The organism is Cellulomonas sp. P5_C5 (genome assembly GCF_054049655.1).
The window spans coordinates 83,732-97,960 of record NZ_JBFULY010000003.1 but is presented as its reverse complement, the minus strand read 5'-3'; the positions used below and the strand labels follow the sequence as shown (position 1 = coordinate 97,960).

Annotated in this window: 11 protein-coding genes; 7 read left to right on the top strand and 4 right to left on the bottom strand. The window is 73.3% G+C overall.

Going from position 1 to position 14,229, the window contains the following annotated elements; translation table 11 throughout:
• Positions 1 to 63 precede the first annotated feature (63 nt).
• From hflX to ACXJKF_RS03865, 3 genes are read left to right on the top strand one after another with little or no spacing between them, the layout of a single operon-like run.
• Positions 64 to 1,587 (top strand): GTPase HflX, encoded by a 1,524-nt coding sequence (hflX, locus tag ACXJKF_RS03875; protein WP_456786424.1) that lies wholly within the window; start codon positions 64 to 66, stop codon positions 1,585 to 1,587.
• 29 nt (positions 1,588 to 1,616) lie between these two features.
• Positions 1,617 to 3,689: an ATP-dependent DNA helicase gene (locus tag ACXJKF_RS03870; RefSeq protein WP_456786423.1), complete on the top strand. Its 2,073-nt coding sequence runs from the start codon at positions 1,617 to 1,619 to the stop codon at positions 3,687 to 3,689.
• Positions 3,690 to 3,698: 9 nt separating this feature from the next.
• Positions 3,699 to 4,700 (top strand): L-lactate dehydrogenase, encoded by a 1,002-nt coding sequence (locus tag ACXJKF_RS03865; RefSeq protein WP_456786422.1) that lies wholly within the window; start codon positions 3,699 to 3,701, stop codon positions 4,698 to 4,700.
• A gap of 48 nt (positions 4,701 to 4,748) precedes the next feature.
• On the opposite strand, the gene lexA is transcribed toward ACXJKF_RS03865, so the two are convergent.
• Positions 4,749 to 5,501 (bottom strand): transcriptional repressor LexA, encoded by a 753-nt coding sequence (gene lexA, locus ACXJKF_RS03860; RefSeq protein ID WP_456786421.1) that lies wholly within the window; start codon positions 5,499 to 5,501, stop codon positions 4,749 to 4,751.
• 212 nt (positions 5,502 to 5,713) lie between these two features.
• Between lexA and ACXJKF_RS03855 the strand changes: the two genes are divergently transcribed.
• The 3 genes from ACXJKF_RS03855 (at position 5,714) to ACXJKF_RS03845 (ending at position 9,256) form a co-directional block, all read left to right on the top strand.
• Entirely contained in the window at positions 5,714 to 6,256 is a 543-nt protein-coding gene (locus ACXJKF_RS03855) for a LysM peptidoglycan-binding domain-containing protein (protein WP_456786420.1), read from the top strand.
• Positions 6,257 to 6,692: 436 nt separating this feature from the next.
• Positions 6,693 to 7,211 carry a transcriptional regulator NrdR gene (gene nrdR, locus ACXJKF_RS03850; protein ID WP_456786419.1) on the top strand — a complete coding sequence of 173 codons (519 nt, stop codon included), beginning with the start codon at positions 6,693 to 6,695 and terminating at the stop codon, positions 7,209 to 7,211.
• Positions 7,212 to 7,261: 50 nt separating this feature from the next.
• The gene (locus tag ACXJKF_RS03845; RefSeq protein ID WP_456786418.1) at positions 7,262 to 9,256 is read left to right on the top strand and encodes an alpha/beta fold hydrolase; all 1,995 of its coding nucleotides are present in this window, start codon (positions 7,262 to 7,264) and stop codon (positions 9,254 to 9,256) included.
• Position 9,257: 1 nt separating this feature from the next.
• Here ACXJKF_RS03845 and ACXJKF_RS03840 read toward each other — a convergent pair whose 3' ends face one another.
• Positions 9,258 to 10,280, bottom strand: a complete 1,023-nt coding sequence (locus ACXJKF_RS03840; protein ID WP_456786417.1) for an aldo/keto reductase — start codon at positions 10,278 to 10,280, stop codon at positions 9,258 to 9,260.
• Positions 10,281 to 10,394: 114 nt separating this feature from the next.
• On the opposite strand from ACXJKF_RS03840, the gene ACXJKF_RS03835 reads away from it, so the two are divergent.
• Positions 10,395 to 10,595: a DUF5302 domain-containing protein gene (locus tag ACXJKF_RS03835; protein ID WP_055922009.1), complete on the top strand. Its 201-nt coding sequence runs from the start codon at positions 10,395 to 10,397 to the stop codon at positions 10,593 to 10,595.
• Between the two features lie 55 nt (positions 10,596 to 10,650).
• On the opposite strand, the gene serA is transcribed toward ACXJKF_RS03835, so the two are convergent.
• Together serA and ACXJKF_RS03825 are read right to left on the bottom strand one after the other, a co-directional pair.
• Entirely contained in the window at positions 10,651 to 11,850 is a 1,200-nt protein-coding gene (gene serA, locus ACXJKF_RS03830) for a phosphoglycerate dehydrogenase (RefSeq protein ID WP_456786416.1), read from the bottom strand.
• A gap of 82 nt (positions 11,851 to 11,932) precedes the next feature.
• Positions 11,933 to 14,161 carry a HelD family protein gene (locus tag ACXJKF_RS03825; RefSeq protein WP_456786415.1) on the bottom strand — a complete coding sequence of 743 codons (2,229 nt, stop codon included), beginning with the start codon at positions 14,159 to 14,161 and terminating at the stop codon, positions 11,933 to 11,935.
• Positions 14,162 to 14,229: the final 68 nt, after the last annotated feature.

Here is a 14,229-nt window from a genome sequence, read left to right as displayed (position 1 = left end):
TGCCTCGTGCGCTGTCGGCACCCCGTGGGACCCTGGGGGGCACCCGACGAGACGAGGAACCCCTTGACCGACCCGCAGCACACCACCAGCCAGACCGAGGACGCCCCGCCCACGCGCTCCGCGCAGGAGGTGGCCGACGACGTCGTGGCCCGTGTGCTCGCCAGGGCAGGGACCACGCTGCACGCCGGCGGCACCGTGCACTCGTCCTACGACGGGGACCAGCTCGAGCTCGAGGAGCGCACGTCGCTGCGCCGGGTCGCGGGCCTGTCCACCGAGCTCGAGGACGTCACCGAGGTCGAGTACCGCCAGCTGCGCCTGGAGAAGGTCGTCCTCGTCGGAGTCTGGGGCTCCGGCACCGTCACCGACGCCGAGATCTCGTTGCGTGAGCTCGCGCAGCTCGCCGAGACCGCGGGCTCGCAGGTGCTCGACGGGCTGCTCCAGCGCCGGCAGAAGCCGGACCCGGGCACGTACCTCGGATCGGGCAAGGCCGCCGAGCTGGCCACGCTCGTCGCAGCCGTCGGTGCGGACACCGTGGTCGTCGACGGCGACCTCGCACCGTCGCAGCGCCGCGCGCTGGAGGACATCGTCCGCGTCAAGGTCATCGACCGGACCGCACTGATCCTCGACATCTTCGCCCAGCACGCCAAGTCCCGGGAGGGCAAGGCGCAGGTCGAGCTGGCGCAGCTGGAGTACCTGCTCCCGCGCCTGCGCGGCTGGGGCGACTCGATGTCCCGGCAGGCCGGTGGTCAGGTCGGCGGTGCGGCCGCGGGCATGGGGTCACGTGGTCCCGGTGAGACGAAGATCGAGCTCGACCGGCGACGCATCCGCAACCGCATGGCCAAGCTGCGCCGCGAGATCGCGGCCATGGAGCCGGGCCGGGTCACCAAGCGGGCGTCGCGCAAGAAGCACGCGATCCCGTCGGTGGCCATCGCCGGCTACACCAACGCGGGCAAGTCGTCGCTGCTCAACCGGCTGACGCACGCGGGGGTCCTCGTCGAGAACGCGCTGTTCGCGACGCTCGACCCGACCGTCCGCCGCGCGGAGACGGTCGACGGACGGATCTACACGCTCGCGGACACCGTGGGCTTCGTCCGCGCGCTGCCGCACCAGCTGGTCGAGGCGTTCCGCTCCACGCTGGAGGAGGTCGCCGACGCGGACCTCATCCTGCACGTCGTGGATGCGTCCCACCCCGATCCCGAGGGCCAGATCGCTGCCGTGCGGCACGTGTTCGCGGACATCCCGGGCGCGATGGACGTGCCCGAGATCATCGTGCTCAACAAGGCCGACCTCGCGACGCCCGAGGCGATCGCCCGGCTGCGCTCGCGCGAGGTGCACTCGATCGTCGTCTCGGCGCACAGCGGGGAGGGGATCGACGAGCTGCAGGCGCTGGTCGCCGACCAGCTGCCGCGGCCCGGGGTGAGCGTCGACCTGGTCGTCCCGTACGACCGCGGGGACCTGGTGAGCCGGGTGCACGAGCACGGCGACATCCAGTCGGAGGAGCACACCGCGGACGGGACGGCCCTGCGTGCGCGTGTCGACGCCGGTCTCGCCGCCGAGCTGGAAGCCGCTGCACAGGCCCGTTCTTGAGCGTGCTCTGCCGCCACTAGGCTGACGCGGTGCCAGACGCCGACCCCTCCGTCGAGACGCTCCTCGACGTCGCGGTCGGGGCGCTCGGCGGGGTCCGTCGTGACGGGCAGCACGAGATGGCCGTCGCCGTCGCGGAGACGATCGACAAGGGCGAGCACCTGCTCGTCCAGGCCGGGACGGGCACCGGGAAGTCGCTCGGCTACCTGGTCCCCGCCGTGCGGCACGCGGTCCTCGAGAACGAGCACGTCATCGTCTCCACCGCGACCCTCGCGCTGCAGCGCCAGATCATCACGCGCGACCTCCCGCTCGTCGCGAAGGCCCTCGAGCCCCACCTGCCGCGCACGCCCGCGATCGCCCTGCTCAAGGGCTGGCACAACTACGTGTGCGTGCACAAGGTCGCGGGCGGGTACCCCGACGACGACACGGGCACGCTCTTCGACCTGGGGGACCACGCCGGCGCCGCAGAGCACCCCGCTCCCGCGCGCACGGGGGCGTCGGCGCTGTCCGAGAGCCTCGGCGAGCAGGTGCTGCGGCTGCGCGAGTGGGCCGACGAGACGGACAGCGGCGACCGCGACGACCTGGTGCCCGGCGTCACCGACCGGGCCTGGCGGCAGGTGTCCGTGACCTCGCTGGAGTGCCTGGGCGGCAAGTGCCCGATGCTCGCCGAGTGCTTCCCGGAGAAGGCGAAGGCCGCGTCGCGGGAGGCCGACGTCGTCGTCACCAACCACGCGATGCTCGGCATCGCCGCCTCGGGCTCACCCGGCGTGCTGCCGGAGCACCAGGTGCTCATCGTCGACGAGGCGCACGAGCTGACGGACCGGGTGACGGCACAGGCGACCTCCGAGCTGTCCGTCGCCACCATCGAGCACGCCGCCCGGCTCGCGCGTCGGCACGGCGGCGTCCCGACCACCGACCTCGACTCGGCCAGCCAGGCGCTGGCCACCGTCCTGGTCGGGCTGCCCGAGGCCCGGTTCCGCGACGGGCTGCCCCCGGCGGCCCGGGACGCTGTCGCCAGCGTGCGCGACGCCACCCGCGCCCTGCTCACGGTGCTCAAGCCGGAGACCGGCCCGAACGTGCCCCCCGAGGGCGGTCGCAAGGTCGCGCAGGCCACGATGCTCGCGCTGTACGAGGTGGCCGACCGGATGGCGGCGGACCCCGAGGACCACCGGCACACCGTCCTGTGGTGCAGCCGCGGCGAGGACCGGCGCGGCTCCGTGCTCACCCGCCTCTACGCGGCGCCGCTCGCGGTCAACGGCCTCATCCGCACCCACCTCCTCGCGGGGCGCTCCGGCGTGCTGACGTCCGCGACGCTCGAGCTCGGTGGCTCGTTCGACCCGATCGCCCGCGCGGTCGGGCTCGAGGTCCGGCCCGACGCCGAGCCCGTCGGTCCGACGTCGCTGGCAGGGGAGGAGCCCACCGCGCCGGCCGGCGTGCCGTGGCGCGGCCTCGACGTCGGCAGCCCGTTCGACTACCCCCGGCAGGGGATCCTCTACGTCGCTCGGCACCTGCCCAAGCCGGGTCGCGAGCCGGCGACGGACGCGCAGCTCGACGAGATCGCGGACCTCATCACGGCCGCCGGCGGGCGGACGCTCGGGCTGTTCTCGTCACGGCGCGCCGCCAACGCCGTGGCCGCCGCCATGCGCGAGCGGCTCGACGTGCCGATCCTCGCGCAGGGCGACGACCAGCTGCCGACCCTGGTCTCCCAGTTCATCGCCGACGAGGCCACGTGCCTGTTCGGCACGCTCTCCCTCTGGCAGGGCGTCGACGTCCCGGGCGCGACGTGCCGGCTCGTCATCATCGACCGCATCCCGTTCCCGCGGCCGGACGACCCGGTGAGCTCCGCGCGGTCGGACGCGATCGAGAAGGCGGGCGGCAACGGCTTCCTGGCCGTCTCCGCGACGCACGCGGCGCTGCTCCTCGCGCAGGGCGCGGGGCGGCTGATCCGCACGAGCGAGGACCGGGGGGTGGTCGCCGTGCTCGACCCCCGGCTGGCGACGGCCGGCTACGGCAGCTTCCTGACCCGGTCGCTGCCGGCGTTCTGGCGCACGACGGACCGTGCCGTGGCCGTCTCCGCGCTGCAGCGGCTCGCCGCACCCGGTTAGCCTCGGGAGATGACCGAGAGCCTGGACCTGGAAGACATCGGCCTGACCCCGTTCCGCAGCGGCAGGCGGACCTCGAAGCTGGCGATCGTGGGTGCGGGGGCGGTCGGGTCGACCATGGCCTACGCGGCTCTCCTGCGCGGTGCAGCCCGGTCGGTGGCGCTCTACGACATCAACGCGGCGAAGGTCGAGGCCGAGGCGCTGGACCTCGGGCACGGCATCCAGTTCATGCCGATGGCCGAGGTGGTCGGCTCCGACGACATCGCGGTGTGCGCGGACGCCGACGTCGTCATGTTCACCGCCGGGGCCAAGCAGAAGCCCGGCCAGTCGCGCCTCGATCTCGCCGAGGCCACGATCGGGCTGGTCCGCAAGGTCCTGCCGGCCCTCGTCGAGGTGGCGCCGAACGCCGTCTACGTGATGGTGACCAACCCCGTCGACGTGGTCAGCTACGCCGCGCTCCAGATCTCCGGCCTTCCGCCGTCGCAGCTGTTCGGGTCCGGCACCGTCCTCGACTCGTCCCGGCTGCGCTACCTCATCTCGCAGCACACCGGGGTCGCGGTGCAGAACGTGCACGCGTACATCGCCGGCGAGCACGGGGACACGGAGCTGCCGCTGTGGGGGTCGGCGAGCATCGGCTCGGTCCCGCTGCTGGAGTGGACCGGCCGCGGTGGGAGCGGGCCTCTGACCGCGGAGGTGCGGGACCGCATCGCGCACGAGGTGGTCGACTCGGCCTACCGCATCATCGAGGGCAAGGGCGCGACGAACTACGCCGTCGCACTGGCCGGCTCCCGGATCATCGAGGCCATCGTCAAGGACGAACGACGCGTGCTGCCGGTGTCCTCGCTGCTGGACGACTTCCACGGGATCAGCGACGTCTGCCTGTCCGTCCCCGCGATCGTGGGAGCGCACGGCGTGGGCGAACGACTGCCGGTACCGCTGTCGGACGCGGAGCTGGCGGGGCTGCGGAAGTCTGCGGACGCCGTGCGTTCGGTGGCTCGTCAGTTCGGCTTCTGACGCACGTCGGGCCGCACCCCGACAGAGGTGCGGCCCGACGACGGAGTGTCAGAGGCTGCGCAGGACGCTCACCACGCGCCCCAGGATCGTGGACTCGTCACCCGGGATCGGCGAGTAGGCCGGGTTGTGCGGCATGAGCCAGACGTGGCCGTCGATGCGCTTGAGAGTCTTGACCGTGGCCTCGCCGTCGATCATCGCCGCCACGATCTCGCCGTTCTCGGCCACCGGCTGACGCCGGACCACGACCCAGTCGCCGTCGCAGATCGCGGCGTCGATCATCGAGTCGCCGACCACCTTGAGCAGGAAGAGGTCGCCGTCGCCGACCAGCTGGCGGGGGAGCGGGAAGACGTCCTCGACGACCTGCTCCGCCAGGATGGGCCCGCCCGCCGCGATCCGGCCGACGACCGGCACGTAGGACGGAGCGGGCAGGCGCTCGCCGTCCCCCTGGTCCGGGAAGGCGGAGCGGCTGCCGTCGGGCGCGGTCCAGGTGCCGACGCCGCGCGAGTCGTCGGCGTGCACGACCTCGATGGCGCGCGGGCGGTTGGGGTCGCGGCGCAGGTACCCCTTGCGCTCGAGCGCCATGAGCTGGTGCTTGACGCTCGACGGGCTGGTGAGACCGACGGCCTCCCCGATCTCCCGCATGCTCGGCGGGTAGCCCCGGGACTCCACCGACGACCGGATGGTGTCCAGCACGAGGCGCTGGCGCGCGGTGAGGCCGTCGGATCCGGGCGCCCCGTCCGGGAGCGTGTGGACCGTCGCCAGGTCCTTCTCGGGCTGGGACGTGTCCCCTGAGTCCGTCACTGCGCTCCTCCTCCGTCCGGCGGCCGCCGCGCAGCACGCCCGGCCTTCTCCGCCTGTACCTGCTCCCGCCCGCGAGGTCCTGACCTGCGGCGACGGGGGATCCCGGCGGCGATGTCAGTGCCTCGTGGTGCGCTTGTGCTGCATCGCCAGCCTAGGGAAGTCGGGGCTGAAGATCAAACATCTGTTCGATCGTGTCTCGACAGTGTCCTCGGATGCTGGTAGACATCGTACAGACGTTCGACGAACAGGCGTTCGACCTCGGGTCGGCGCTGACGCGGCTGGTGGAGCGGTACCCCGGGCAGCCGGGCCGAGCAGGAACGAGGGACGTGATGAGCGCGATGGTCATGGGACCGGCGATGCCGAACCGGGTGTCGAACCGTGTGTCGAACCCGGTGTCGAGCCGGACGGCGAACCGGGTGGCGGTCTCCGCCGCGCCGCGCGCGCACGTCTCGGCCCCGTCCGCCGCGCACCTGCGCCTCACCGCGCGCGGCCGCGCCGTGCTGTGGATCCTCGCCGCCGTCGCTGTCGTCCTGACGAACCTGGTCGCGAGCCAGGCGTCCGCCGACGGCCCCGTCTCCGCGCAGGAGGTCGTGCGGCACGTCGTCCAGCCGGGGGAGACCCTGTGGCAGATCGCCGAGTCGGTGGCCGCGCCGTCCGAGGACGTCCGGGACGTCGTGGTCGACCTGGTCCGTCTGAACGAGCTTCCCGAGGCCGGCCTGATGGCCGGTCAGGTGATCGTCGTCCCCGCGAGCTGAGCGCCCCTCGACGGCGGCTCGGTTGCCATCCGATCGTGCGGCGGCTAGGTTAGCCTTACCTCACAAGGCGAGCTGGGGGGCTTGCCGGAGGTGTGAGGTCGACGAGCGTGAGCTCGTGGGCTCACCGCAGTACAGCGCGGCACCGAGGCGAGTCGGTCCGTGACCTGGGACGGGGGCGTCCCCGCGAGAGCGGCCATCTTCGGGTGGCCGCTCTCGTGCGTTCCCGGCCGGCCGGCCTCGCGCGGCGTCTGTGCTCGCCGAGCGCGCGACCGACCTCGTTCTACGTCGGAGAACGATCTGCGCGCCGCCCGACGAGGCGCCTTGCGACGCGGGGGCCCGTGGCCTAGCGTCACGGAGGCGTTCACGACGCGATCGCTGTCGACAGACGTCCTGCCCGATGTCGAGGCGTCGACGCACCAGCACGAAGGGGGACACCGTGCACTGTCCGTTCTGCCGTCACCCGGACTCGCGGGTCGTCGACTCGCGGACCTCGGACGACGGCTCCACCATCCGGCGACGCCGGCAGTGCCCGCACTGCAACCGTCGATTCACCACTGTGGAGACCGCCAGCCTGTCGGTCGTGAAGCGCTCCGGTGCCACCGAGCCGTTCAGCCGCGAGAAGATCGCCGGTGGCGTGCGCAAGGCGTGCCAGGGGCGCCCGGTCAGCGAGGACGACCTCGCTCTGCTCGCACAGAAGGTCGAGGAGACGCTCCGCAGCGCGGGTTCGGCGGAGATCGACGCCTACGAGATCGGTCTCGCGATCCTCGGCCCGCTGCGGGAGCTGGACGAGGTCGCCTACCTGCGGTTCGCCAGCGTCTACCAGGCGTTCGACTCGCTCGAGGACTTCGAGGCGGCGATCACGGTGCTGCGCGCCGAGCGGGACTCGGAGCCGGGCACAGAACCTTCGGACGACGACGAGAGCGCGCCGACGGGCGAGGACGTCCGCTCGGTCTGAGCGGCACGGAGCGACCTGCACGTGTCGGCGGCACCACGTAGGTTCGTCGGGTGGAACCTCGCGACCTTGCGCTCCTGCGTGTCCCCGGTGCGCCGGCGGTCCTGGCGGACGGCACCCGCGCCGTCGTGTCGGTCCTCCAGCCCGACCTGACCGTCGACGAGTACGTCGGCCATCTCTGGTCCGTCGACCTCGACGGCGGCGAGGTGCCGCGCGTGCTGACCCGCGGCCACCGGGACACGGCGCCGGACGTGAGCCCGGACGGCCGGTGGGTCGCGTTCCTGCGGGCGGAGCCCGAGGGCAAGCCGCAGGTGCACGTCGTCGAGACGGCAGGCGGTGAGCCGATCCGGCTGACGGACGCACCCCTGGGCGCGTCCGAGCCCCGGTTCTCCCCGGACGGCACGCGCATCGCGTACGTGGCCCGGGTGCCCGAGGAGGGCCGGTACGCCGCCGACGGCAAGCCCGGCAGCGAGGACCCGCGGCACATCACGGAGCTGAAGTACCGGTCGGACGGCGTGGGCTTCTTCCGGGACCGCCCGCAGCACGTGTTCGTGGTCGACGTCCCGACGGACGGCGAGCGTCCGGCGACGCCGCCCGAGCCGTCGCGGCTGACCACGGGAGACACCGGCGTGAGCGGTGTGCGGTGGCTCCCGTCGGGTGCCGCCCTGGTGGGGGTCTCGTCCCGGCACGCCGCGCGCGAGTCCGACCTGCGCAGCGACGTGGTGCGCGTCGTCGCGTCGCCGACCGGCGACCCCGGCTCCCCGGTCCCGGTCACCGACGCGGACGCGGGCAGCACCCTCGGCGTCGACGCGGTGCTGCCGTCCGCCGACGGCGGCACCCTCTGGTTCCTCGCCAGCGACCTCGGCCGAACGGGCCGGGACTTCGTCGCCACCCAGACGGGCCTCTACCGGCTGGATCTCGACCGCGCCGACGCGGTGCCGCAGCGCCTCACGGACCCCGACGAGGACCAGGTCACGGCCCTCGTGGGGGAGCTGGACGGGGACGCGGTGGTCGTCATCGAGCGTCGCGGCGCCGCGCACCTGGTCCGCGTCACGGCCGACGGCGCGGCGACGACGCTCGTCGGTGGCACCCACGTCGTGTCCGGCGCAGCGGTCGCTGGGGGGACCGGGCGGGTCGTCGTGACCGCGGCGACGCCGACGTCGGCCGGTGAGGTCTTCCGGGTCGACGCGGCCTCAGGAGCGGTCGAGGCGCGCACCGACCTCTCGGTCGCCTTGCGTGCCACCGGGCGTACGCGTGTCCCCGTCGAGCTCGTCGCCACCGCGCCGGACGGCTACGAGGTGCACGGCTGGGTGGTGGCGCCCGACGAGGAGCGGTACGGCTCCGGGCCGCACCCGACCATCCTGATGATCCACGGCGGTCCGTTCGCGCAGTACACCCACGGGCTCTTCGACGAGGTCCAGGTGCTGGCCGAGGCCGGGTACGCGGTCGTCCTGGGCAACCCCCGCGGGTCCTCCGGGTACGGGCGGGCGCACGGCCTCGCGATCCACCGGGGCTTCGGGACGGTCGACACCGACGACGTCCTCGCCCTGCTCGGTGCGGCCCTGGAGGACCCGGCACTGGACGGCGAGCGGGTCGGGGTCATGGGTGGCTCGTACGGCGGCTACCTGACCGCGTGGCTGACGACGCGCACGGACCGGTTCGTGGCGGCGATCGTCGAGCGCGGCTTCCTCGACCCGGTGAGCTTCGTCGGGTCCAGCGACATCGGCTGGTTCTTCGGCCTGGAGTACCTGGGCGACGCCGACGACGAGGCGGGGGCCGCGGCCCTTGCAGCCCAGTCGCCGATGGCGAACGTCGGCCGGGTCCGGACGCCCACCCTGGTCATCCACTCGGAGCAGGACTGGCGCTGCCCGGTCGAGCAGGGTCAGCGCTGGTTCGTCGAGCTGAAGCGCCGCGGGGTCCACGCGGAGCTGCTGCTGTTCCCGGGCGAGGGGCACGAGCTCACGCGGTCGGGCAACCCGAAGCACCGTGCGGTCCGCTTCGAGCACGTGCTGCGGTGGTGGTCGACACACCTGCCCGTCGGGAGCTGAGTCAGCGGTCGCTGGACCGGACTCCCCACAGGTTGATGCCGGCGTCGACGGCGTGCGGCTCGATCGCGGACAGCTCGTCGTCCGTCAGTGGGGGGAGGGCGACGGCGGCCAGGTTCTCGTCGAGCTGCGCCGTGGTGCGCGCGCCGACCAGGACAGAGGTCACGCGCGGGTCCCGGAGCACCCACGCCAGGGCCAGCTGCGGGAGGGTCCGCCCGCCCGCCCGGGCGATCGTGTCGAGCGCCCGCACGTGGTGGAGGGTCGCGTCGGTGAGCCACTCGGTCCGCAGCGGCCCGCCACGGGCTGCCCGGGAGTCGGCCGGCACCCCGTGCAGGTAGCGCGTGCTGAGCATGCCCTGCGCGAGCGGGGAGAACGCGACGACGGCCATCGCAGCGTCTCCGGCGACGTCGAGCAGCGACCGGCCGTCGGCACCGGGCTGCTCGACCCACCGGTTGAGCATCGAGTAGGCCGGCTGGTGGACGGCGAGGCGCAGCCCGAGCGACCGGGCGACGGCGAGCGCCTCGACCGTGCGGTCGGCCGAGTAGGACGAGATCCCGGCGTGCCGCACCTTGCCCGAACGCACGGCCCGGTCGAGCGCGCCGAGCGTCTCCTCCAGAGGCGTGCTCGGGTCGAACCGATGGCTGTAGAACACGTCGACCGCATCGACGCCGAGACGGCGCAGCGACTCGTCCAACGACGCCCTCAGGTACTTCGCGGAGCCGTGCTCGCCGTACGGCCCCGGCCATGCCCGGTACCCGGCCTTCGTCGTGATCAGCAGCTCGTCGCGATGTCCGCGCAGGTCACGGGCGAGGAGGCGGCCCACCGACTCCTCTGCCGCGAAGGGCGGCGGGCCGTAGTTGTTAGCGAGGTCCAGGTGCACGACTCCGCGGTCGACGGCGTGCAGGACGAGGGCGCGCTGGTCCGCGAACGGTGTCGTCGCGCCGAAGTTCTGCCACAGGCCCAGGGAGATGACCGGCCAGGACAGCCCGCCGGCCCGCCGGTGGGGGAGCAAGGTGGCCGGGAGCACCCGACCGACGCTACCTGGCGTGAGAAGAGGTGGCGCCGCGCGCGTGAGTCGGTCAGGCTGGGCAGGTCGCGGGCGCAGACGTCCGACGGCACACAGCATCGTAAGGAGACGCCCATGGCCCAGGACGACGACAAGGCGACCACGGAGGCGGCGGTGAGCGACGACACGAAGGCGAAGTTCCGCGAGGCGCTCGAGCGCAAGAAGTCGAACCAGCACCGCACCGCGGACGGCTCGACCAACACCGGTCAGGTGCACGGCTCGGAGACCGCGGGTCCCTCGCAGCGTCGCTTCCAGCGCAAGTCCGGCTCCGCCTGAGCCTGCACGACTGAGGGCCCCGACCAGGAACCTGGTCGGGGCCCTCAGTGCTGCGTCAGGACAGCAGGCGCAGGCGCACGGACTCCGGGCGCGTGGACAGCGCCTCGACCACGGCGGGGTCGACCCGCGCACCGGCGTCGGTGACCACGTAGCCGAGGTCCCCGCGGGTCGCGAGCAGCTGACCCTCGATGTTCACGCCGTGCTCGGCGAGCGTCGCGTTGACGGCCGCCAGCACCCCGGGCACGTTGCGGTGCAGGTAGGCGAGGCGATGCACGCCGGGCTGCTGCTCCAGGGCGAGGTTCGGCAGGTTGACGCTCAGCGTGGTGGATCCCGTGGCCAGGTAGTCGCGCACCTTGTTGGACACGAACTGGCCGATGGCCTCCTGCGCCTCCTCGGTGGAGCCGCCGGTGTGCGGCGTGAGGATCACGTTGGCAAGCCCGCGCAGCTCCGACTCGAACGGGTCGCCCTTGCGCTTCGGCTCGACGGGGAACACGTCGACGGCGGCCCCGGCCACGTGCCCGGCGACGATCGAGTCGCGCAGGGCGGCGTAGTCGACGACGAACCCGCGCGAGAGGTTGAGGAACACCGCGCCCGGGCGCATCCGCGCGAACTGCTTGGCCCCGAACAGCCCGGCGTTCCCGCTGCGGCCGTCGACGTGCAGCGTGACGATGTCCGCCGCCTCGAGCAGCTCGTCGAGCGTGCTCATGCGGCGCGCGTTGCCGAGGGCCAGCTTCTCGGCGGTGTCGTAGAACACGACCGACATGCCGAGGTTCTCCGCCAGCACGGACAGCTGGGTGCCGATGTTGCCGTAGCCGATGATGCCGAGCGTGCGGCCGCGGATCTCGTGCGCGCCCGTCGCCGACTTGTTCCAGATGCCGTCGTGCATGGCCCGGTCGAGCTCGGTCTGCCGGCGCGTCAGCGAGATGATGTCCGCGATCGCGATCTCCACCACCGAGCGGGTGTTGGAGAACGGTGCGTTGAACGTCGCGACGCCGCGCGCAGCCGCCTCGGCGAGGTCGATCTGGTTGGTGCCGATGCAGTAGGCGCCGATCGCCACCAGGGACGGGGACGCCGCGAGCACCTCCGCGGTGACGTGCGTCTTGGAGCGGATGCCCAGCAGGTGCACGCCGTCGAGAGCCTCGATCAGCTCGGCCTCGTCGAGCGCCCCGGTGCGGGTCGTCACGTCGAAGCCGGCCGTCTCGAGGATCGAGCGAGCCTGGGGGTGGAGGTTCTCGAGCAGCAGGGCCTTCAGCACGCCCCTATGGTGCGCCCCAGGACCCCCGAGGCCTACAGCGGTCCGGCCCTCGGACAGGCGTGAGACGCGAGGGACGGGCAGGTCAGACCCAGCCGCGGGGCAGCGGGCGGTCGTGGAGCACGTGCAGCGCGCGCGTCGGGCGGGTCATCGCGACGTACAGATCGCCCGCGCTCGCGTCGATCACCTCGGCCGGCTCGACCAGCACGACGACGTCGAACTCCAGCCCCTTGGCCTCGCGCGGGCTGAGCACGACGAGCGGTGCGTCGAGGTCCGCCGCGCTCGACCCGGTGCCCAGCGCAGGCTTCAGCCCGGCGTCGCGCAGGGCGGCACCGATCGCGTCGAGCCGCGCGTCCACCGCGATCACCGCGATCCGTCCCGCACCCTCGGCGTCCGTGACCTCGGCCACGAGCTTCTCGGTCTTCTCCGTGACGGCGGCAGGGAAGTCCACCACCCGGGTGACCACCAAGGAGTCGTCGACGTCGCGTGCGGACGTCAGCGGGCTCACGGGCAGGTTCGCCGCGACGGCCACCCGGCGGGCCGTGTCGGCGACCTCGGCCGGGGTCCGGTAGTTCACGGTCAGCTCGTTGAGGCGCCACGACGACCTCAGCACCGGGTCCAGCTGCGCCGCCCAGCTGCGCGCCCCGGCGGTCGCGGTGGTCTGCGCGACATCCCCGACGATGGTCAGCGACCTCGTCGGCACCCGTCGCAGCAAGGACCGCCACGCCATCGCCGAGAGCTCCTGCGCCTCGTCGACGACGACGTGGCCGTACGTCCACGAGCGGTCGGCGGCGGCCCGCTCGGCCGTCGTCAGGGTCGGGCCGGTCGTCGCGAACCGGTCCGCGAGCATCTCGGCCGACACCATCCCGCCGCTGCCCGTGGACTCCAGGACCTGCCGGGCGTACGCGAGCTCGGACGCGCGTCGCTCGGTCGCGGCCCGCGCCTCGGCCCGGGCGGCCTGGTCGTCCTCGCCGAGCAGCTCGGCGGCCTCGTCGAGGATCGGGACGTCGGCGGGCGTCCAGGGCGCGTCGGCCTCCCGCACCAGCATCGCCCGCTGCTGCGGGCTGAGCTGCGGTGCCGCGGACGCGAGCCGGTGCGGCTTGGACCAGAGGTCGGACACGAGCTTCTGCGGGGTGATCGGCATCCAGGCCAGGTTGAGCGCGACGCGGATCTCCCGGGTGGTGCGCAGCTCCTCGACGATCTCGCCGCGCTCGTCGGCGGGCACCTCCTGGCCGAGCTGCTGCACGTACTGCTCGGCCAGGCGGCCGAGCATGTCCCGCACGAACGAGACGCGCGCCTGGTTGTGGGGCTTGTGGTTGCGCCGGGCGCGAGCCATGGCGGAGGCGACGTCGTTGGGGCGGATGACGAGGTCGTGGCCGTCGACGCGCACGTGCACGGGCTGCGCGGGGATCCGCTCGCGGTCGCGGACCGCCCGGGCGATGACGCTGCCCCACAGAGCGCGGCCCTTGAGCTCGGCGACGGCCTCGTCCTCCGTGGCCGTCGCCTGGATCCCGGGGTAGAGCTCCGCGACGGTCGTCGTGACGACACCCGTCTCACCGAGGGAGGGCAGCACCTGGTCGATGTAGCGCAGGAACGTGCGGCTCGGACCGACGAGCAGGACGCCCGAGCGCTCCAGGAGGCGCCGGTGCGCATACAGCAGGAACGCCGCGCGGTGCAGGGCGACAGCCGTCTTGCCGGTGCCCGGGCCGCCCTGGACGACGAGCGCCCCGCCCAGCTCGGAGCGGATGATCGCGTCCTGCTCACCCTGGATCGTGGCGACGATGTCGCCCATCCGGCCCGTGCGGCCCGCAGCCAGTCCCGCCAGCAGGGCACCTTCGCCGGACAGGCCGCTCAGGCGCGCGTCGGAGTCCCCGGTGAGCAGCTCGAGGTCGAGCACCTCGTCCTCCACGCTCGTCACGGTCCGCCCACGGGTGACGACGTGCCGGCGGCGGACGACGCCGTCGGGGTGCGCCGCGGTGGCGCGGTAGAACGCCTGCGCAGCCGGGGCCCGCCAGTCCGTCAGCAGCTGCGTCTGCTCGGTGTCCGTGAGGCCGAGGCGACCGATGTAGCGGCGGCTGTCGTCGTCCAGGTCGAGCCGCCCGAAGACGAGCCGCTCCTCGACGGCCTCGAGCTGCCCGATGCGGTCCTCGTAGAGCGTCGCGAACGCGTCCCGCTCGCTGCGGTTCTGCGGTGAGCCCGACGGGCCCTCCCGCCGGACGTCGGCCAGGCGCGCCCGGGTCTGCGCGCGCAGGTCGTCGAGCCGGCCGTACAGCTGGTCGACGATGCCTTGCTCGACGGCCAGCTCGTTGTCCATGCCTGCCACCTGGGCGATCTCCGTTCCGCCGGGGACACCGGCCGTGCGTATCTCCGCCCCTGCGCACG